The organism is Bacillus sp. JKS001846 (assembly GCF_900176455.1).
Classification (GTDB): domain Bacteria; phylum Bacillota; class Bacilli; order Bacillales; family Bacillaceae_G; genus Bacillus_A; species Bacillus_A cereus.
Genome location: NZ_FWYG01000001.1, coordinates 3450238 through 3470699 on the forward strand (window position 1 = coordinate 3450238; position 20462 = coordinate 3470699).

A 20462-nucleotide genomic window follows, 5' to 3' on the forward strand; every position below is an offset into this window, starting at 1 on the left:
TTTGAAAATAGAAGGCGATGATTTTTCACATCAAGCATTTTATTTTGCCAAAGATGTATTTTCATCGCCTTCGCTGCTTTATCTATTGATCTTCTGATAATACTGTTTTTGCAATACCAGTATCTAACTCTTCAAAGTCATGATATGAAATTGTTTCGTATAATTCACTTCTCGTTTGCATATTAGAAAGTGCATCTTTTTGAGAACCTGTTTCTTTAATTAAAGCAAACACATTTTCATACGCTTTCGCTGCAACGCGAAGTGAAGTTACAGGATAAATAACCATTTGGAAGCCCATATTCGCAAATTCCTCTGCACTATAATATGGAGTTTTTCCGAATTCAGTCATATTCGCAAGCAAAGGTGCATTTATCTTACTATTAAATAGACGGAATTCTTCCTCTGATTGAAGCGCTTCAGGGAAAATTGCGTCTGCCCCTGCTTTTACATATGCATTTGCTCTTTCAATTGCTTCATCTAATCCTTCAACGCCGCGAGCATCAGTACGTGCTACAATGTATAAGCTCGGTGCAACTTCTTTAATCGCTTTAATTTTTTGAACCAATTCTTCTGTAGTAACAAGTTTCTTACCATTTAAATGTCCACATTTTTTTGGTAATTGCTGATCTTCAATTTGGACAGCTGCTACTTTCGCTTCCACCATTTCTACAGCTGTTCTCGCTACATTTAGTACACCACCAAATCCTGTATCAATATCAACAAGAACCGGTAAGTCTGTAGCTCTTACTAAATCTCTTGCTCTCTCAGCCACTTCAGTAGACGTCACGATACCTAAATCTGGTAAGCCTTTACTTGCAGTATAAGCAGCTCCTGATAAATAAAGAGCTGAAAAACCTGTATTTTTTGCAACTAAAGCCGCCATTGCATCATGAGCACCTGGAATTTGCAAAATTTCATTTGCTTCTACTAAAGCTCGGAATCGATTCGCAAGCTCCTCTTGTGTTGACTGCTTTTTCACAACCCAAGCCATTCTAAATTCCCCCTATTATTAAATTAAGAATAGATTTACAAATTCGTTTACATTCATATTTTCTAGTTTTTCTTCATTTAAACAAACTTCATGAATTTGTTCTTGTTGCTTACTAGAATAATGACCTGCCATATTTGCAGTGAATTTTTGAACAACTTTTGGAATTGCTTCGTCTCTACGGAAGCGGTGACCAAGTGGATATTCACATTCCACATTTTCTGTTACTGTGCCATCTTTAAAGTGAACTTGAACAGCGTTGGCGATTGAGCGCTTGTTCGGGTCAAGGTAATCTAAACTGTACTGTTTGTTTTCAACAACAACCATCTTATTACGTAATTCATCTACACGTGGATCGTTTGCTACTGCATCTTCATAATCGTCTGCAACGATATCTCCTTTTAATAAACCAATTGCCGTAATGTATTGTAAGCAATGATCACGATCAGCTGGGTTATTTAATGGACCTTCTTTATCAATAATACGAATTGCTGATTCATGAGTTGTAATTGTAATACGGTCAATTTCATCTAATCTCTCTTTAATTTCCGGATGCAACTTCACTGCACATTCTGCAGCCGTTTGTGCATGGAATTCTGCTGGATATGACACTTTAAATAATACATTTTCCATTACATATGACTCTAGTGGTCTTGCTAATTTTAATTCTTGTTTATTGAATAATACATCTTGGAATCCCCATCCTGGCGCAGATAATGCTGTTGGATAACCCATTTCACCTTTTAGAGCAGTCATTGCAAGATGAACACCGCGGCTCGTTGCGTCACCTGCAGCCCATGATTTACGTGAGCCCGTATTTGGAGCATGACGATATGTACGAAGACTAGAATTATCAATCCACGCATGTGATAATGCATTAAAGATTTCTTCACGTGTTCCGCCAAGCATTTTCGCAACTACTGCAGTTGTTGCTACTTTTACATATAATACATGGTCAAGACCAACTCTGTTTAAGCTGTTTTCTAAAGCAAGCACGCCTTGAATTTCATGTGCTTTAATCATCATTTCTAATACTTCACGTACTTTTAAAGCTTCTTTTCCTTCTGAAATACGAACACGGCTAATATAATCTGCAACTGCTAAAATTCCGCCTAGGTTATCAGATGGATGTCCCCACTCTGCTGCAAGCCAAGTATCGTTATAGTCTAACCAACGGATCATACATCCGATATTAAATGCGCCTTTTACTGGATCTAGTACATAAGACGTACCTGGTACACGTGTACCATTTGGCACGATTGTTCCTGGTACAACTGGTCCTAGTAATTTCGTACATTCTGGATATTGCAGTGCTAAAATTCCACATCCAAGTGTATCAAGTAATACGTAACGAGCTGTACTGAATGCTTCTGCACTAGTAACCTCTTTATTTAATACATAATCGGTAATCTCTTCTAATAATGCATCTTTTTGCTTAATTTCATTTGTTTTAATCATGCTATTCTTCCCTTTCTGTCGAAAATTCGTTATTATTAATGATGGGTGTCGGTCAAACACCCATCTGGCGGGCGGCGCTAACAACTCCCCAGTTGTTCTTATTTACTAAGTACATGTCGCTCGCCAATATAATTTACACGTGGACGGAACAAACGATTATTTGCATGTTGCTCAATAACGTGCGCACATAACCCCACTGTTCTAGAGCTAAAGAAGATTGGTGTGTAAAGTTGAATTGGAATACCTAGCATCCAATATACTGGAGCTGCATAATAATCAAGATTTGGATAAATTCCTTTTTCTTTTTCCATAATCTTTTCTCCAGCTTCACACATTTCATATAGTGTATAATCACCTTTTACATCACATAACTGTTTTAAAGCTTCCTTCATCATAAGTGCTCTTGGATCCATCTTCTTCATATAAACACGGTGTCCAAAGCCCATAATTTTTTCTTTGTTATATAGTTTCTTCTGTAATAACTCTTCAAATTTCTCAACATTACCAGCTTCTAAAAGCATGTACATAACCGCTTCATTTGCACCGCCATGTAAACTTCCTTTTAAAGATGCAACTGCACCTGTTAGAGCGCCGTATAAATCTGATTGTGTTGATGCAATAACGCGAGCTGTAAATGTAGAGTTTGGCATTTCATGCTCACTATATAAAACAAGGGAACGATCAAAGATCTTTTCCTCAAGTTCAGTTGGTTTTTTACCAGTTAACATATAGAAGAAATTCGCACTATAAGATAATTCTTTAAGAGGTTCAATTGGCTCCTCATTATTTAAAATATGATAGCTATTTGCTACAATGTTTGGCACTTTACTTAACAGCTTGTACCCTCGGCTTTTATTCACTTCTAACGAGCGGTTTTCGATATCATTATCGTAACCAGCTAACGCTGACACACCTGTACGTAATCCATCCATGGGATGCGTCTCTTTAGGCAATGCCTTTAGTACGTTGAATACACCTTCTGGTACTGCATATTCTTCTTTTAATTTCTTTTCAAGTGTTGCTTTTTCATCTTCATTCGGTAGATGTTCCTCCAATAAAAGGTGCACAATGTCTAAATACTCTTTTGTTTTTGAGAGTTCGATTAAGTCATACCCTTGAATTACAATTTCACCTTTTACTGTGTCAAGAAACGAGATTTTCGTCTCCGCTGCCACTATACCATCTAATCCCGGGGAAAATTTCTCTTCAGCTTTCATCATTATTTCCTCCAATCCTAATAGATCTTCGTGCACATAACTGTAAGCCTTTACAATATTGTGAAACTACATTTCTATTTCAATGTATCAGAGTTTTTAGAAGATTTCAATTTATTTTATAATGATAAGTTTCCTACACTTTTCTTACTGTAACAATACAATTTTTTGAAAATAATTCTTATATTTTATAAAGAAAGGATAGACTTCTTTGCGTATTTTCAAAAACAAAATATAAAGATTTTTCATATAACACCGCCAAATATACAATTATTCTAATTTTATTTGAGAAATAGAAAAAACGAGCTGTACATAAATACAGCTCGTTACTATATGATATTTATTTCACTATCTCTTAAATATAATTTTTATATAAAACTTATTCATTTTTAATAAAGTTATTATTTTACATAATTAAATTGAATTTCTTCCATTTCCTCATGATAACTTACAAATAAATCATAGTTTTGAAAATACCAAAGATCATCAGAATCTACAAAAAATATAATACCTTCCTTCTCAACTGACACTATTTCGCCATCAGGTTTCTCAGCAACAACCCCTAAAGAATATCCGGGCTGAATTGAACTATCCCCTCCGTACCTTACAGTAAAACGTACAGATTCACCGTGCTTTATACGTAATTCTTCCTGGAACCATTGCAGAGCTTTACGATCAATTGAAATTCTCATCTTTATTCCTCCAGTTTACGCAAACTCTTTTTTTCCTAATCGTTGTTTTACAAAGAAGACGAAAATAATTAAGGCTATCAATGCTGAAATTGCACTCCCTGAAAATAAAATACGATAACCAAACATTTGTGAAACAACTCCAAGTAAAATAGCACCTAACCCGATTCCTAAATCAAACGCTGTAAAAAATGAAGCATTTGCAACTCCTCTTTTACTCGGATCGACAATTGTAAGCATTGCCGCTTGCAAAGCTGGCTGCGCTGAACCAAATCCAATACCGTATAATGTTGCTGCGATAATTACACCTATCAAACCATTTGAGATAGTTAAAACAACTATAGCTAAAATAGTAATACATAATGCTGGAAGTATGATGAATACTTCTCCATACTTATCTAATAGTTTCCCTGAAATTGGTCTTACAATTGTTAATGCAATTGCATATACAAGAAAGAAAGTTCCCGGGTTTACATGAATTGATGATGCAAATAACGGTAAAAAGGTTGTTATTCCTCCATATGCAAACGATAAAAAGAATACTACAATCGTGATTGTTAATACGGATTTCTCAAATAGCTGAATTTTCCCTTTTTCTTTTTGTGGCGTAAATGGGATCTTCGTTATTAATGATAATACAACTGCCATAAAAGATAACAACGTCGCTAATAAAAATAGACCATCAAATGAATAATTTTGCACAACCCATAATCCAATCATAGGTCCAATCGCCATTGCAATTGTCATCGCCATCCCATACCAACCCATACCTTCACCGCGGCGTGAATCTGGAATAATATCCGTTATTGCTGTTCCAACAGCTGTTGTAGAAACAGCCCATGTTACTCCGTGAATAACACGTAAAACAGCTAAAAGGACAATAGTCGATGCTATATTATAGGAGTACATCGTTAAGCCAAAAAAGATGAGTCCGAAAATAATAAAGGATCTTCTACCATATTGATCTAACATTCCTCCAATAATCGGTCGTATTACAACAGCAGCTATTGTAAACATCCCCATCATAAGTCCAACTTGCGATTCATTGCCACCTATCTCTTTAATAAAGAGCGGGAGCGTTGGAACAAGTAAATAAAATCCTGTAAATAAAAATAACATTGCGAAAGTCATTTGAATAAATGATTTCGTCCATAATCGTTCCATAAAAATACCTCCATACACTCGTAAAATATTACGATTAACACCCTCATTGTATATTTTTTTTATCTCTTTTCCCTCCGCAAATAGACGTATCTTTTCATATTAAATAGTCCACCATCAGCTTACATTAGTCTTAAGACTTTGTACGCATATTTTAAACGAAAGTCCTATATATGTACCTTTATATGTGTGAAAAGAATATACTAATTTATTAACTCAACTTAGGAGTGAATATTTCATGTGGGTATTATTAAGAGTAACTGCCGTAGTTCCTTCGACTCCTGGGATACATGTTCCTGCAGTTCATACAGCTAGCTCCGATGTAGGAATTGAACTTCCCGCAACTTGGCAGCAATATCAAATTCCCGGTCAAGTTACCCCATCATTTTGGCATCATGGTACACACCACAGTAGTACTCCCATTCATAGCCATAGTTATCCTCCACTACCTCCGACTCAAGTCTTTTATCATTTCCCTTCAATTTTTTTTCAAAATTTTCATGGTACGTTTAACATTTAAAACACATCATTTCATAGCTACTACATTTAAACGAAAAAAGCACTTAAGATTGTAATTTTCACAAATCTTAAGTGCTTTTTAATATTTTTTATAAATTTTTCTTATTGCCCATTATTAGCAGGGGTCTCTCCTGCATTACCGCCAGTCTCTGGTGGTGTGGTCGCTGGTGGAGTTGTATTTCCTTGACCTCCTCCATTATTTGCCGGAGGTGTCGTATTTCCTTGACCTCCTCCGTTATTTGCTGGAGGTGTCGTATTTCCTTGACCTCCTCCATTATTTGCTGGAGGTGTCGTATTTCCTTGACCTCCTCCATTATTTGCTGGAGGTGTCGTATTTCCTTGACCTCCTCCGTTATTTGCTGGAGGTGTCGTTCCTTGGCCATTTCCATTATTTTGTTCTTCTTGTTTCTTTTGCTCTTCTAGTTTCTTTTGTTCTTCTTGCTTCTTAAGTTCCTCTTGTTTCTTTTGTTCTTCTTGTTTTTTCAGTTCTTCTTGTTTCTTTAATTCTTCTTGCTTTTTCTCTTCTTCAGTTTTTTGCTGTTGATCTTGTTTTGGTTGCTCCGTTGTATCCGGTACGCTAGTATTTGGCGATGAATCACGTTTTTCACCTTTTATACGTAGCTCACTACCTTCTTGAATAACGCTACTTGGCATTTTAAAGCGTGATTTATCTGTAGCCATTTCGCTCATCATTTCTTTAAAGATTAACTGTGCAATTTTCGTATTTTTACTACTAATATACTCGTCTTTACCATCTTTCATATACCCAGTCCATACTGCCATCGTATATTGCGGTGTATATCCAGCAAACCAACTATCACGAGTTGCACTTTCTGGAATTTTATATTGAGCTAATTGCTTTGATGAATAGTTTGTCGTACCCGTTTTACCAGCTACATCTAAAGAGCCTACATTTGCCGATGTACCAGTACCTGATGTAACTACAGAACGAAGCATATCAGTAATCATGTATGCGGTAGAATCTGTCATAACTTGTTTTGGTTTTTGTCCAAAACTTTGTGACTTACCGTCTGGATAAACGACTTTCTTAACAAAATGCGGTTTCGTATATTTACCTTCATTACCAAATGCCGCATAAGCACCCGCTATTTCAGTTGGCGATACTTCATTTGTACCAATCGCTGTCGATTCTGTCGGTGCTGTATTAAATGTAATACCTAGTTTCTCAGAGAATTCTTTTGATTTACTAATCCCTACTTCTTTTGCAGTTTTAATTGCAGGAATATTACGCGACATTTTTAATGCTTCACGCATCGTAATTGGACCCATATGACTTCTATCTGCATTTCGAACTTCTTGACCCGTTGAATACTTAAATGGAGAGTCATCGATTTGATGATACGTAGCCCATTTTAAATATTCAATTGCAGGAGCATAGTCGAAAATTGGCTTCATCGTTGAACCAGCTGCACGATCTAATTCAATTGCCATATTATGCCCTTTAAATACAGCTTTATTTTCTCCACGGCCACTACCTATAGCACGAACTTCTCCTGTTTTCGTATCCATAAATGTGAATGCACCTTGGAATTTATCGTTTGGATAATCAATGATATTATTATTTAAAATATTATCAGCAAGTTTCTGTGCTTTCGGATCTAACGTTGTATAAATTTCTAAACCGTCAGAACCAATATTAGCATCTGGCAATTCTTTTTCTACTTCTTTCACAACTGCATCCATAAATGCAGGGTATGGCATTGTTTGTAGTTGAGCTGCAGGCTTAAGCCCCTTTTCTACGTCAACTTTTGATGCTTCTTCCATTTCCTGTTTTGTTATATATCCATGTCGGTTCATTAAACTTAGAACAACATTTCTTCTTTCTGTTGCTTTTTGAACATTTTCTTTTTTCGTTGGATCATAGTTATTCGGTGCTTTCGGTAAACCTGCAAGCATCGCAACTTCTGGTAATGTTAAGTCCTTCAATTCTTTACCATAGTAGTTTTGTGCTGCTGTTGCGATACCATATGAACGATTACCTAAATTAATTTTATTTAAGTACATCTCTAATATTTCATGTTTTGAATACTGTTGTTCTAGCTTATAAGCTAAATATATTTCTTGCGCCTTACGCTTTGGTGTTTTGTCCATTGATAAGAAGTAGTTTTTAATAACTTGCTGCGTTATCGTACTTCCACCTTGAGAGCCATAATCTCCTTTAAGGCTCACTAAAACAGCACGGGCAGTACCTTTAAAGTCTACTCCGCTATGCTCATAAAAACGTGAATCTTCTGTCGCTAAAAATGCATTTTCTACTAATTTAGGTATTTGATCATACGTAACATTCGTCCTTTTTTCTTTTCCATATTCATATACCAAATCCCCATTTTTATCATAAATTTTTGAGGATAACGGATTAACAAGTTTTGCTTTTTCCAGTTTTGGTGCGTCCTTAATCATTACGAAAAAGGTAGCAACCCCCGCCACTAAACCTACAATACCAAGTAATAAACAAGTAATTAAAAACTTGCGGAAAAATGATGTTTTACCTTTTGGTTTTTGTGTTTTAGAAGCTGGTTGTTTTTTCTTTTTAACTTGTCGTCGCTCCTCGCGAGAACGATAATTTTCTGACATGTTACTTTCTCCTGCCTTTCAATTCTCCCGTTGATTTAATTTAAAATATTGAGGTCACTTTCGTAAATACGTTTAGGCAAGAAAGTGTACTGACCTGGAGCATTCAATATTTTCCCAATTCACAGATTACAAATTTTAGAATGGCTCTTATACATACTATTTTCACTTCTAATTTTCTAATAATGCTGCCCCTTTTAGCATAATAATGAAAGAAGTGAATTTTTATTACCTCGTATAAATAATATACCTTTTTTTCAAATGGTCAATATTTTCTTATTAATAAATCAAAGGTGAAATAAAAATAGCATATCGATATGAACTTCGTGTGAACTTACTTATAATTACGTATAACCAATATTAAATATATTGAATATAGGTATAATACCTCTTTAATTATAAAGATTTCAACACCACAATACCGTTACCTACAAAGAATTATTAAAAATGAAAAATAAGGAGTTGCATAATAATGAAGCTATCTCCGGTTACCTCAAAAAATATAGTTGCTGTTGGTTATAATCCTTTTTCTATGATTTTGCGAATCCAATTAAAGCATGGTATGTATGATTTCTTTAATGTACCAGAAAGCATTTATACTGGCCTATTACATGCACAATCTAAAAGTTATTATCATAATACTTACATTAAAAATTCTTTCCGCCACACAAAAATTTAAACTTAACACCCACTAAAAAAGAAAGGAGGTTAATCCTCCTTTCTTTTAAAAACATTTGGCAGATGAATTATCTTCGATTTCTCTTATTAATTTCATCATATGCTTGAATTTGTTTTTTCAAACGCCGATCAGCTTTTTTATCATGCACTACAAGAATTGCATGTATAACTCCTGGAACCCAAAATATTAATGTTAATATGAAATTTATTATTGCCTGAAATGGTTTTCCACAAAACAATACAGCAACAGGTGGAAGAAAAATTGCTAATAAATACATCATCCCTTGAAAACTCCTTATTTTGTATTTTATATATCACTTTTCAAAATATACGCAAAAAAACCTACTACCATTTTAATCTTAACCTGCCTCTAAAATCAATGTATCTCCTTCTATTTATATAAGTATTTCAGACTTTTCATTGTTTTCTAGCCTATTTTCTTCCTCTATTGCAGTTATTCCAATTGCGGAAATTAACGTTCCTATCGCTTGTATCCAAATACCAATGAGTGCAATGATTCTCTCATCCTTCTTATCAAAAATATTATCTTTATTTTCTTTCTCATCTTTCAATACATTTAAAACACCTTGATACGCTTGTAATCCAGCCCCTAAACTTTGCATGGAGTTACCCAGTATAATAATTTTCTGTAATACATTTATATCCACCAAAGCTGCTTCTACTCCTAAAAAAGCACCGATCGATTGTAAACTGTTCCCTGTAATGATAAGATAATCATTTTCTTTCAATTGTTCATTTATATTAAAATATGTTCCTATTACATTTGATATATTGCCTAATGCTAATAACTCAATTCCTATCTGATCAAGTAATTTACTTTGATTCTCTAAGCCTATATTTTGATTTTCTCTTTTTTCTTCCCCATCATCATACTTGCTCGCAATGATTTGTAATATATATCCGAGGGCTTGTAATGAGCTTCCTACAATAACAAGATCCGATTCAACTTTCTCTTCTCCAATAAATCCTCTTGTCGTTCCAATAGCAGCTGTAAGATTCCCTCCCACTTGAAACCATGCCCCTGTCACTTTTAAACTGCTTGGATTCATTTTTATCACCTATTCAAATATTTTCTAAAGCTTTCAAAACAAACAAATCTCACCCTTAATCTTTTATTTTATTTTTCAGATGTAATTTTGTGAATGATATAATGTGCTACTAATATAAAAAGCACCTTAAAGGTGCTTTTTATACGCATGCTGGGCATGTCAATGAATCTCCATTTTTATCTATTGTTATATTCAATATATATTCAATCGCTTTATGTGACCAAGTTTCAGGTGTAGGCGATTCATTTATATATTGTGGCGCACATGACTTCAGCATTGGAGTACTAATACTCCCTCCAGGATCTAAAGCAACTACAGCCATGCCATGGGGTAATTCCAGGGCCATAGATTTAGTGATACCTTCAATTGCAAATTTCGAGGCACAATATGGCGCAAGCTCAGCTTCACCTTCTCTCCCCCAACTAGAACTCATATTAATGATAATTCCTTCTTTCCTAGCTACCATTGCGGGAACAAATGCTCTTATTACATTTACTACACCATTCACGTTTACATTCATTACATTTTCAAATTCTTGAGCCGTAATTTTCCAAAGTTGTGCATTTTGATTTACAATTGATGCATTATTTATTATCAGATTGGGAGCCGTATGTCTATTAAGTATATAATTTGCCCAATTGTTAACTTGCTGAGAATCTGAAACATCAGTTACTTGGAAATCATGTATTTTACTGTACTGTTTTTTTAGTTCTTCAATTTTATCTTTTGAACGTCCACAACCATATATGTTCCACCCTAATTCATGAAATCGATCAACCATCGCACGTCCTAACCCTTGTGTCACGCCTGTAATAATTACAGATTTACTAATTTCTTTTCGCTTCATTTCCCTCATCCTCCTTCCCTATATCTTACTCTCTTCATTTTTATTCAGCCATTTACTATAGTATCAACTCAACTCATACTTTAGTAATAGTTTTGATATTGCATACATAAACAAAAAAGTAACCATCATGGTTACTTTTTGCTATATATCTAAAAATTCATTGTTTATTTCATTATTATTTTTATATTTCAACTTCTCTTTTCCACATTTCTCACACTGGTAAATATAAACTACACCTAATGTACCTTTTTTAAAATCCTCATTATCCTGCATCTTAATAAAAATATATTTATGTTTACAATGCGATTCACCCAAATAATTTTTAAACCACTTTTTCAACACAACACATTCCACCTTTATGATAGAACCTTTATTTAGCTGCTTTATTACATACTCTTATTTAAATGTTCAATCTCATCTTGCAATTTTTTAAATTGCTCAAAATGCATGGTAATAGATTGGCTACTACCATAATCAACATTTTGTTTCACTAATATAACACCCGTATCATGAAAAAGCGCTTCAAGTTCTTTCCTAATAGACACTTTCGCAATATGAGCTGTTTTAATTGCAGATAAAATTGCAATTTCATTAAACTTTAATTTTATTTCATTTGGACAAAATGCGTCTTCAACTAATATAACTTCATTACTATAAATTAGTGCAACAAGATTACTTGATTTGGCATCTGTTAAATCAACTTTTTTCATAATATCTTTCATTACATTTTGCCTCCTTTATTTTCATATATATCAATTATACAAATTTTTTAAAAAAATTACTCAACTTTATTATATTAATTTTAACACACTTTTATTGAAATCCATGCTCCAAACGTTTTACTATTCCACAATTTTTATTGTATGAACCATCTGGACTATAACTCCATATAATAATGTTAACAACTTATTATAAAGCAGGTGAAAATTATGCCATCAGTTGTAGGAAATTTAGTTGTACAAAATAGTAATGGATCATTTAACTTAGGTGATTTCTACAACGTTTCTCCGAAAGAAAATACGAAAGCTTATAATGGTTCCGGCGCATCAAACGTCGGTTTTGTTGTTAATACTTTTAACGGTGTTAGCTCGACCAATACATTTGATTCTGACCTTGCAGATCAAAACCAAGTGGGTACAGCCTAATACTATGTTCAACTTTCTGTATAGAAAATTTTAATTTGTCTATACTATAATCAGGCTGGTTGACAGCTCTTGTCGATTTTGGAGTACCCTATCTTTTTCTCCCTTTCCCTGGGGCTCAGCAGCTAGCACAAAGCTAGCTGCTTTTTCTTGTATTATTTTTCTCATAAATCAGAAATAAAAAAAGCTACCATTTAATATTCAGCTTCTTTTACATTACTTCAATAATATCCATAGCGTTAAATACGTAAGTTTTATAAAAGGCGTCTGTACAAATTACAATTTGTTTTACCGGATTGATATGTACAACAGTCATGTAGCTTGTTAGTATGTATCCATCTTCAAAATATGTTACCAATATTTCTTTCTCAGACAGTAATGACGTTAATAATTTATCAGAAATTCTCTCTTTTGCTTCATTTGTTAAAAGCGGTTTTTGTACTTTTAATTTCTCTCCAATAATCTTTCTCATATTTAAAAGTTGTTCGGACATTACTGTAAACGGAACCCACTCTCTTTCTTCTTTTTGTATCTTTACATCGTTCATTTTTTATCTCCTTGATCATTTATACATTTATTTAGCCATACTATCCTTTAGTTTTTTTAATACTCACTAAACTTGGATTTACTTCTAAACTATAATTAGGTTTCCTCTTAAAAGAACATTCGTTCTTATTATACACGAACTTACGTTCTTTTAAGAAGAGCCATACTTATTATTTCTTAACAAAAAACATAATTTTATTTATCTCCATATTTTTTCCTTTATCAAATAAACTTCTCATTTCTTATATAAAATGCATATAACAACTAAAAGGCGACTTCACCCAAAGTGAAATCGCCTTTTTCTAAAAAATATTTCAAAGCTTATTTTTCTATCCTAACTAATGTTCTTTCTGAAATACATAATTCATCTATATTAAAATGATTTATTTTTAAGTTCAATTCCCCAACTAGTTGAAACCTCATATGTGTAATTTGTTTGGAATTGATACTCTTGTGCAATTTCAAGCATACTTTCATCTGAAAAACACGGTCCAAAAACAATTAAATCATTAGAATCTGAATCCGTTAACGGAATTTCTACATTACAACCTATGTAACTTGCTAAACTCATTTTATACTCCTCCAATATTCGTATAAAAAATACTTCATAGTATATTTACTCAAATATAAAATCCCTGCCTAAACGAAAAACTTTTAAATTTTTATCGTTTATTAACCATCTATAACTGAAAACATATACTATGATGAACGAACTCACAAAGCATAAGAAAAGAGAGCATTTACAACACTCTCTTTTCTTACATACTCTATGAAACTTTACAAAACTGAGTTAATGATTTTTATTATTATATTTTATTACATATACTTAGGTTGTACTATTATATGTAACTCTCTCTCTGTATCCGCTTTTTTCGGATGACGAAAATAATTAAGTTCGTACTTTAACACTTTATACTCAACCATCCCGATTTTAATCCCTTTCGTTTCTTTTAATATAGCTAATAAATCACTTACATTTTCATCATATGACTCAAAAATTTTCGCGCCGCCCTCTCCTTGAAAGATTACTTTCATATATTCTCCACCACCTTAATTTATTGATGTGGTAAATGACGCGTTTAAAACGATTCATTCTTTATCCTAAAATTTTCATATGAAAAAGAACATCCTTTCCAATCGAATGCTCAGCTTTTTACTAATTATCCATGTTAAATATTTATTCAAAAACATTATATGTATTATTTTTTAAATTATGTTCGATATCCATTATTAAAGAGTAAATATATGTAATAAACTTGCATAATGAAAACCGTAGAATATCCACTTTCGTTGAAATAATTATAATCCATAATTTTCCATTGTAATTCTTAATATTTAAATGTAATATTGTATTGTCTTACTATCTATTTATAACTCACACACTAATTAGAAAAAGGGAACTCTATATGAGTTCCCTTTTCTAATTATGATTACAGTCATTATTTCTTTTCTAGAAATTTAAATGTATCTTTAAATTCTTTATTATTCACTTTAATATCAGCATCTTTCAATAAATCATTGACTACTTGTTGTTTCCATTTACCTGTCGTATCTTGTAGTCTTTGTTGTTCTATATCTTTACGAATTTTATCCTTTACTTCATCAAATGGCTTCAATTCTTTTTTATCCGTCACTTTAATAATATGGTAACCGTAAGTTGTTTTAACCGGCTCACTTACTTGGCCTGCATCTAATTTATACGCAGCTTCCTCAAATTCTTTCACTGTTTGTCCAGGGGCAAAACCAGATATTTCCCCGCCCTGTTCCTTTGAACCAGTATCTTCTGAATACTGTTTTGCTAAGGCAGCAAAATCTTCACCATTATTTATTTTCTCCTTTATTTCTTTAGCCGTTTTTTCATCTTTCACTAAAATGTGACTTACTTTCATTTCTGGTTTATAGTTATCTTTCACATCTTTATCTGTAACTGTTGCTTTAATTGCTTTCTCAAATGCAATTTCTGGCTTCATTTTTTCTTTTAATTCATCTTCATTTTTCAACCCAAGTTGTTCTAAAGTCGATTTAAAGTTTTCACCCATTTTATCTTTTGCTTCTTCTACTTTCTTTTTTGCTTCCTCATCTGAAACTTTATATTTATCTAGCAATGCCTTACTTAACATCATTTGATATAAAGTACTTTCTCCATATTGTTGTCGTAATTCTTTACTTAATTCTTTCTCTGTAACATTTCCTACTTTTGATGTTACTACGTTGTCTGAGGAACCACATGCAGATAATGCTAGCATCATGCATGAAATAATTGTTCCAATAAATATTTTCTTCTTTTTCAATTCAAATACCTCACTTTTATCATTATGCAAATTAACTATACACAGTCATTGTGAAAACAGTGTGTTTTCTACATGTAATTCATTTCATATGAGTTGACTATGTATCATGTATTTTCATTTTTAAATATAAAGAGCCTTCTTACTATGCATAGTAAGAAGGCTCTTTATATAATTCTCAAAAAAATATAGCTTCTATAGTTGCTTAATAATTACATGTTTTTCAGGTATCCAACTATTCTGTCCGATATCTACCGCATTTCCCACTCTACCCCACACTCGAAAAGATGTCGATCCATCTATGTTTCCTTTATAATTCATACATTCAGGCTCTTCATAATAATTTACTCCGTAACCGACAGGATATTTTGAAGTTGCATAAAACCATTTCACATTAAAATGTTTTAAATATACCCACTGCTTATCGTTCCCTAAACAAATCATATCTTGCTCACCGCCTCCCCAATAACCTGCTAAGATTAAATATGGAATTTTTTGAGTGAGTGTACCTGTAAATTGAGGATTCATGGGGTTTTCATATAAATTTATTCCATATCCATCAGGATATTTCGAAACTGCAATACCAATGCCATTTGGTTGCTGTGTATACACTATGTTAGATTGATTTGCTTTGTTCGAATTTATAAACCAAGAAAGTGACTTATTTCCTACTAATCGATTCAGATCACATTTCCCAATCCCAGGAACATTCCCTGAATCCGTATATTGCCACATATCGCATGGATATGCTGGCTTATTCCCTCCATAACGAGGGATCCATACGAAATCAGCTTCAATATTACGTGATCCAAATGATAGATACGTGTGATGCCCTACATATAATCCTACTTTTTCCGCACCTAAACGGCGTAATTCATCAATAAATGCCTGTGTCCCGCCTTGCATATCTACCATCGTTTGAACTTCTACGTCCGCTACCCAAAACTTAGCAGATTGATCACCACGATTCCAAAAATCTTGTGCCTCTTTCTTTGCATCAGCAATAGATATAAAACGGCAAAAAGCATAATTACCGAATGGGATACTATGCTTTTTCATTTCACTAACATAATTTTGATACATAAAATCCACCGTATTAGAGCCATCTTGAACTCTAGCAATCACTAAATCTAGCTGAGATGCTGCAATATCCCAATTGATAGTTCCATTCCATTTTGAAATGTCTACAATATACCCCATACATTCCAGCTCCTTTTGAATGTCCTATTCATAGCTAGTTTTATTGTAAGCCTCAGCTCTCTAAAACTAGCTATCTATAATATAAGTAAAAAGAATCTTTACTGTTTTTCAAAATATATTCTCTTTCAGAAATATTTCTATAAACTTTAACATGTATGCCACATAAAACATTCGAAATATACCCTACTATTCATTTATTATGTAATCTCGTCCTATTAATCATTTTTACAGATATTAGAAAAAATACCTGTTTTATTAAATTATAACTTTCAGTATCGATTTCCTTTCAACTAAAAAATTTCATCCCTCATTTTCTATATATTCTTAAGTCAAAATTACTACCTCTACATGAAATTTGAGATTTAGAAAAATTTTAATTAATTGAAGTTTACTCCTTTTAAATCACAATTTTCCAACCTGAACACTATTGGTGCATAAAAAAAGACATTTTCTATTAATGAAAATGTCTTTTTACAGTTTAATAAAACAACTTTGGTGCTAAATCTGTATTTTGTAATTCTTGATTTTCACTGCTCATAACACAACTTGTGGAAAATAGAATTGGGATACCACAAATCTCATCTTTCATTACATCACGAAATACATTGGCAGCAACACCTGTAAACGTTTGACATAAGTTAGAAATATCGTCATTGAAAAACTGAATGACTTCCGCAGCGAAAACCGGAAAGACAACATTCGGTCCGCCAGGGAACTGAGGCTGTACCACAACTTGTTCAAAATAAGGATTATTTTCTAGTGCTACTTGAAATAAATGAGCTATTTCAAATGCATCTAGTGGACAAGGAAATGGATTTACAATTTCATTCTCATTATTCGTTACAATAACTGTCACACTTACATTCCCAAATTGTACAAAAGATTTTAAAAGCGTTGCTAATGCTCTCGCTTTTTCGTTGCTTAACGCATGCACTAAAATAATATAATTACCACCAACAGGAATAAGTGGCCCAACTGTAACAGTTGGATCAGCACCTATTGAATTTTTCAATTCATTAAAATATGTGATCCAAGGTGGCGAAAGCTGAACTTGTACATTTTCTTCCAATATTTTATACTACCTCCTTATACAATTCTTACTAGCATAATATGTAAAAAACTAAAAAATGCATCAGTTATATTAATTAAACATCTTATTTCACATTCTCAATTTTCCCTTTACATCTTTAAGCACTTTTACTACTATGAAATTCTTTATTATAAGCAAATCCACTGAAATTTCATATTATACTAATACGACTCTATATCCTTTAAATTATAATACTCAATATTAGGAGCTGATTTCATGGAAAAAAAACCTATCGTGTTCAAAATCCCACCAAATTCAAAACTAAAAGTTACATTTTTCGGTCCTTGTAACGAAGTAATTACAAATGTGTCTATAATTAATCAACTATGCGCCCCTAAATGTCAAACTATCACGCAATATCCAGACTTTAAGAAATATGTAACTGAAGTACGATCGTTATCCCGTTGTTAGTCCGCATAATGCACGATTTTCACAACTTTGTTACCTAAAATAACTGAGAAAGAAAATAACTGCATTCCTAGACTAAAATTACTCATTTTATGATATTCCATTGATAATTCATTGATTTTTTACACGTTTTTATTAAAAGAACATATATTATCGTATGGAGATTATCCACTCATAAAACCTATCTTTCTTTGGAGCGTACTTATTATGTATGCTCTTTTTTTATATAACCGTCCCCCTTCTAAATTGACCAACAATATATTAAAATTCTTTATATACTCAAGGAGGTCAAATATGTTCAAGCTGCATCCGATACTACTCATCTTAGGATTGATTTTGTTTTTATATAGTGTAATCGCCTTTATGTTATTCTTTTCAGTGTATTAGCATTACCTATACAAAGCTGTGTTCAATATGTAATTTCTATATAGTAAAGAAAAAACGTAATGATACGATCTTTTATGTATTCCGTCTTTCTGTTCAATAAGAAAACTAGTAAACTTACTAACAATGAGTTTTCACAAGCATGTTACTTATTTGCATATTATTTTGTTCATTATCTGAAGAAGGTTGAAGCCCCTACAAATTAAACTACACTTTACCTATTTACTTATATATTTTAGAAAAACAATAATATTCCCCCACCATTTGGTAAGGGGATTAACTAAACCTACTAAAAAACATTTAATTATCTGTTTTATTTAATTGGAGAAGGAAATCTTGCTGCTTCAAAATGTGCCCCATCTTCTAAAGGACTTAAAACCCCATCTATACTACTTTGTGCATAAATCTCAACTTCATCCCCTGCATTCAATTGAACAATCGTCGAAACACTTACGACATTTCCAAAACTTATTGGACCAAAAAAGTCATTATCGATAGCTATCGCTGCGTTTCCATTCACACGAATTTCTACACGCGCTCTATAATTTAAAGTTGGATCGTTTGGAAAGAAACCAATCGTTCCAATAATAGAATATACTCCTTTAGTCTTCGGCGTAAAAATAGATGTTGCTGGATTATACTCATTCGCTAAATCAAATTGTTCATTTTGAAATAACACTTTCACAAAAGTATTAGCAGGAACATTTTGATTCACAGTATTTCTAGCTCTAAATGCCGATGCTCTAACAAGATTGTCCTTATTATCATGACACTTACTAGTGTTCTTACAACAATCATGATGCTTCTTTTTATACTCCTTACAATACTTACAGTAGTAATAACAAGACATACTAATTCCCCTTTCAAACTTATTACTACATATTATGTAAGATTGATTTATAAGGTTTGGACTAGCTATTTTTCTTATTCATAAGGGCGCTATTAATCTGCACCCTTATTTATATAAACCACTTCATTCCTTACTAGTTATAAGTTGTATATAGTTCCATATGGAATAGTAAGAAAAGAACTTCCGTACGGTGTAACATGATGTACTGGGTAAAAATACTCTACGGATGAGTAATATGGTTGTACTCCTTGCTGCTGCATTTGCATTTGTTGTTGCATTTGCAATGCTTGTTGAATAGCTTGGACTGTACTTTGTGCTCCACTATACGTTATAGACGTACCATACGCTGGTCGTATGCCAGCTTCAGAATTAAAATATGAATAAAACATGATCTTCAACTCACTTCCGTATAATTTATTACACATTATATTATGATTCTTTATTTCAGTAGGTACTATAAGCTAGTCCGCTCGCTTATATTCAAATGACAAAATAAAACAGTAGCTGCTAGACTACTTTGAATTCTTCTTATTACCAAATGAAATGATATACATATTCTCCGGTTACACGCTCATCAATTCCAGCAACCCTAACGAATCTAAGTAAATCCGCCCCTTGAAGAAAATATACCGACATCGTAACCGGTACTTGTGACCACATGAATTGATAAAGCTCATTCACTCTCTGATTCGTCGTAACGATTAAATCATTTACAGGTCCATGATTCCATGCAGAGGTTTGAACTGAAGTGAAAGAAAGGTCTTTCCCATTAACCACTATTCTTGCCACGCTTTGAGTTATGTCCACAATACTCCCCTCCAACATTACAAAAATTGGACCTTTTTTAGTTCATATTATTATAAATATTCTTGACTGTAATAAATGTTTAAGGCAAATCCCTAATAAAGTGAAACTTTAATCAGTGGGGGTCTTACTGCCCGTTAATGCGGGATACAATTTTTTTATTGATATCCCTCAATTCCCATTACAACCATATAATTTCTAACCTGATTCAATTTTTGTAAAAGTTGAACCAGCAAATGTAAATTCCATAAAAGTATTAGAAAAATTAAACTTTACTTTTGAAGGTACTCTGAGAAAAAGCGAAAAATCAGTTGGAAAGCTTATCGATTTAAATATTTATTCGAAATTAATAAGCGATTAATTTTAGTCACTCTGCCCATACTTAATCAAAGTGTCGGCTTCTTTAATTTCTGTATAAAATTCAAAAGTTTGACACAATCCTGGAAAAAGCTTATAAAGAAAAGTGAGGTTCCGTTATTTTCACACTTAGTAGCGCAGCCATGTTACATACAATTTTATAAGTGTGAACGAACT

24 protein-coding genes and 1 pseudogene are annotated in these 20462 nt (G+C 32.9%); 5 read left to right on the forward strand and 20 right to left on the reverse strand.

Features of this window, described 5'->3' with window-relative positions:
* Positions 1-82 precede the first annotated feature (82 nt).
* From prpB to B9A45_RS18415, 5 genes are all read right to left on the reverse strand, one after another.
* Positions 83-991: a methylisocitrate lyase gene (gene prpB, locus B9A45_RS18395; protein WP_084064491.1), complete on the reverse strand. Its 909-nt coding sequence runs from the start codon at positions 989-991 to the stop codon at positions 83-85.
* Between the two features lie 18 nt (positions 992-1009).
* Entirely contained in the window at positions 1010-2446 is a 1437-nt protein-coding gene (gene prpD, locus B9A45_RS18400; RefSeq protein WP_084064494.1) for a 2-methylcitrate dehydratase, read from the reverse strand.
* Positions 2447-2544: 98 nt separating this feature from the next.
* A complete protein-coding gene (gene mmgD, locus B9A45_RS18405; protein WP_001987369.1) occupies positions 2545-3666 on the reverse strand; it encodes a citrate synthase in 1122 nt (373 codons plus the stop codon).
* Positions 3667-4061: 395 nt separating this feature from the next.
* Complete coding sequence (locus B9A45_RS18410; RefSeq protein ID WP_001222842.1) at positions 4062-4352, reverse strand: HesB/YadR/YfhF family protein; 291 nt, start codon at positions 4350-4352, stop codon at positions 4062-4064.
* Between the two features lie 15 nt (positions 4353-4367).
* Positions 4368-5513, reverse strand: a complete 1146-nt coding sequence (locus tag B9A45_RS18415; protein WP_000440662.1) for an MFS transporter — start codon at positions 5511-5513, stop codon at positions 4368-4370.
* A 235-nt stretch (positions 5514-5748) separates the two neighbouring features.
* Here B9A45_RS18415 and B9A45_RS18420 point away from each other — a divergent pair, with 235 nt between their 5' ends.
* Positions 5749-6030 carry a hypothetical protein gene (locus B9A45_RS18420; RefSeq protein ID WP_084064497.1) on the forward strand — a complete coding sequence of 94 codons (282 nt, stop codon included), beginning with the start codon at positions 5749-5751 and terminating at the stop codon, positions 6028-6030.
* Between the two features lie 101 nt (positions 6031-6131).
* Here B9A45_RS18420 and B9A45_RS18425 read toward each other — a convergent pair whose 3' ends face one another.
* Positions 6132-8624: a PBP1A family penicillin-binding protein gene (locus B9A45_RS18425; protein ID WP_065704216.1), complete on the reverse strand. Its 2493-nt coding sequence runs from the start codon at positions 8622-8624 to the stop codon at positions 6132-6134.
* Positions 8625-9093: 469 nt separating this feature from the next.
* Here B9A45_RS18425 and B9A45_RS18430 point away from each other — a divergent pair, with 469 nt between their 5' ends.
* Positions 9094-9300 carry a KTSC domain-containing protein gene (locus B9A45_RS18430; RefSeq protein WP_000777843.1) on the forward strand — a complete coding sequence of 69 codons (207 nt, stop codon included), beginning with the start codon at positions 9094-9096 and terminating at the stop codon, positions 9298-9300.
* A 67-nt stretch (positions 9301-9367) separates the two neighbouring features.
* Here B9A45_RS18430 and B9A45_RS18435 read toward each other — a convergent pair whose 3' ends face one another.
* The 5 genes from B9A45_RS18435 to B9A45_RS18455 all read right to left on the reverse strand — a co-directional run bounded on the left by B9A45_RS18435 (position 9368) and on the right by B9A45_RS18455 (position 11938).
* The gene (locus B9A45_RS18435) at positions 9368-9580 is read right to left on the reverse strand and encodes a YqaE/Pmp3 family membrane protein (RefSeq protein WP_000990215.1); all 213 of its coding nucleotides are present in this window, start codon (positions 9578-9580) and stop codon (positions 9368-9370) included.
* Between the two features lie 114 nt (positions 9581-9694).
* Positions 9695-10369 carry a DUF6944 family repetitive protein gene (locus B9A45_RS18440; protein WP_001070034.1) on the reverse strand — a complete coding sequence of 225 codons (675 nt, stop codon included), beginning with the start codon at positions 10367-10369 and terminating at the stop codon, positions 9695-9697.
* Between the two features lie 139 nt (positions 10370-10508).
* Entirely contained in the window at positions 10509-11216 is a 708-nt protein-coding gene (locus tag B9A45_RS18445; RefSeq protein WP_053512286.1) for an SDR family oxidoreductase, read from the reverse strand.
* Between the two features lie 141 nt (positions 11217-11357).
* Complete coding sequence (locus tag B9A45_RS18450) at positions 11358-11558, reverse strand: hypothetical protein (RefSeq protein WP_000915143.1); 201 nt, start codon at positions 11556-11558, stop codon at positions 11358-11360.
* Between the two features lie 44 nt (positions 11559-11602).
* Entirely contained in the window at positions 11603-11938 is a 336-nt protein-coding gene (locus B9A45_RS18455; protein ID WP_000651907.1) for a hypothetical protein, read from the reverse strand.
* Positions 11939-12145: 207 nt separating this feature from the next.
* Between B9A45_RS18455 and gerPF the strand changes: the two genes are divergently transcribed.
* On the forward strand, positions 12146-12361 hold the full coding sequence (gene gerPF / locus B9A45_RS18460; protein ID WP_084064500.1) for a spore germination protein GerPF: 216 nt from the start codon (positions 12146-12148) through the stop codon (positions 12359-12361).
* A gap of 208 nt (positions 12362-12569) precedes the next feature.
* Here the strand turns inward: gerPF and B9A45_RS18465 are convergent, their stop codons facing one another.
* The 6 genes from B9A45_RS18465 to B9A45_RS18490 all read right to left on the reverse strand — a co-directional run bounded on the left by B9A45_RS18465 (position 12570) and on the right by B9A45_RS18490 (position 17461).
* On the reverse strand, positions 12570-12905 hold the full coding sequence (locus B9A45_RS18465; protein ID WP_063536294.1) for a YolD-like family protein: 336 nt from the start codon (positions 12903-12905) through the stop codon (positions 12570-12572).
* Positions 12906-13277: 372 nt separating this feature from the next.
* Positions 13278-13475 carry a KH domain-containing protein gene (locus B9A45_RS18470; protein ID WP_228492684.1) on the reverse strand — a complete coding sequence of 66 codons (198 nt, stop codon included), beginning with the start codon at positions 13473-13475 and terminating at the stop codon, positions 13278-13280.
* A gap of 245 nt (positions 13476-13720) precedes the next feature.
* Positions 13721-13939, reverse strand: coding sequence for a hypothetical protein (locus tag B9A45_RS18475; RefSeq protein ID WP_000864279.1), 219 nt, complete (start codon positions 13937-13939; stop codon positions 13721-13723).
* Between the two features lie 404 nt (positions 13940-14343).
* On the reverse strand, positions 14344-15195 hold the full coding sequence (locus B9A45_RS18480; RefSeq protein ID WP_016109918.1) for a peptidylprolyl isomerase PrsA: 852 nt from the start codon (positions 15193-15195) through the stop codon (positions 14344-14346).
* A gap of 192 nt (positions 15196-15387) precedes the next feature.
* On the reverse strand, positions 15388-16392 hold the full coding sequence (locus tag B9A45_RS18485) for a glycoside hydrolase family 25 protein (RefSeq protein ID WP_016109917.1): 1005 nt from the start codon (positions 16390-16392) through the stop codon (positions 15388-15390).
* Positions 16393-16870: 478 nt separating this feature from the next.
* Positions 16871-17461 carry a hypothetical protein gene (locus B9A45_RS18490; protein ID WP_048567978.1) on the reverse strand — a complete coding sequence of 197 codons (591 nt, stop codon included), beginning with the start codon at positions 17459-17461 and terminating at the stop codon, positions 16871-16873.
* A 237-nt stretch (positions 17462-17698) separates the two neighbouring features.
* Here B9A45_RS18490 and B9A45_RS18495 point away from each other — a divergent pair, with 237 nt between their 5' ends.
* Positions 17699-17893, forward strand: coding sequence for a hypothetical protein (locus B9A45_RS18495; protein WP_000412556.1), 195 nt, complete (start codon positions 17699-17701; stop codon positions 17891-17893).
* 694 nt (positions 17894-18587) lie between these two features.
* On the opposite strand, the gene B9A45_RS18500 is transcribed toward B9A45_RS18495, so the two are convergent.
* The 3 genes from B9A45_RS18500 to B9A45_RS18510 form a co-directional block, all read right to left on the reverse strand.
* Complete coding sequence (locus B9A45_RS18500) at positions 18588-19124, reverse strand: C1q-like domain-containing protein (RefSeq protein WP_002100961.1); 537 nt, start codon at positions 19122-19124, stop codon at positions 18588-18590.
* A 137-nt stretch (positions 19125-19261) separates the two neighbouring features.
* Positions 19262-19513 (reverse strand): DUF3947 family protein, encoded by a 252-nt coding sequence (locus B9A45_RS18505; RefSeq protein ID WP_000500091.1) that lies wholly within the window; start codon positions 19511-19513, stop codon positions 19262-19264.
* A 142-nt stretch (positions 19514-19655) separates the two neighbouring features.
* A complete protein-coding gene (locus B9A45_RS18510) occupies positions 19656-19931 on the reverse strand; it encodes a hypothetical protein (RefSeq protein WP_016109915.1) in 276 nt (91 codons plus the stop codon).
* A 217-nt stretch (positions 19932-20148) separates the two neighbouring features.
* Here B9A45_RS18510 and B9A45_RS18515 point away from each other — a divergent pair.
* Positions 20149-20289 (forward strand): annotated as a pseudogene (locus B9A45_RS18515) (GNAT family protein); the annotation flags it as partial.
* Positions 20290-20462: the final 173 nt, after the last annotated feature.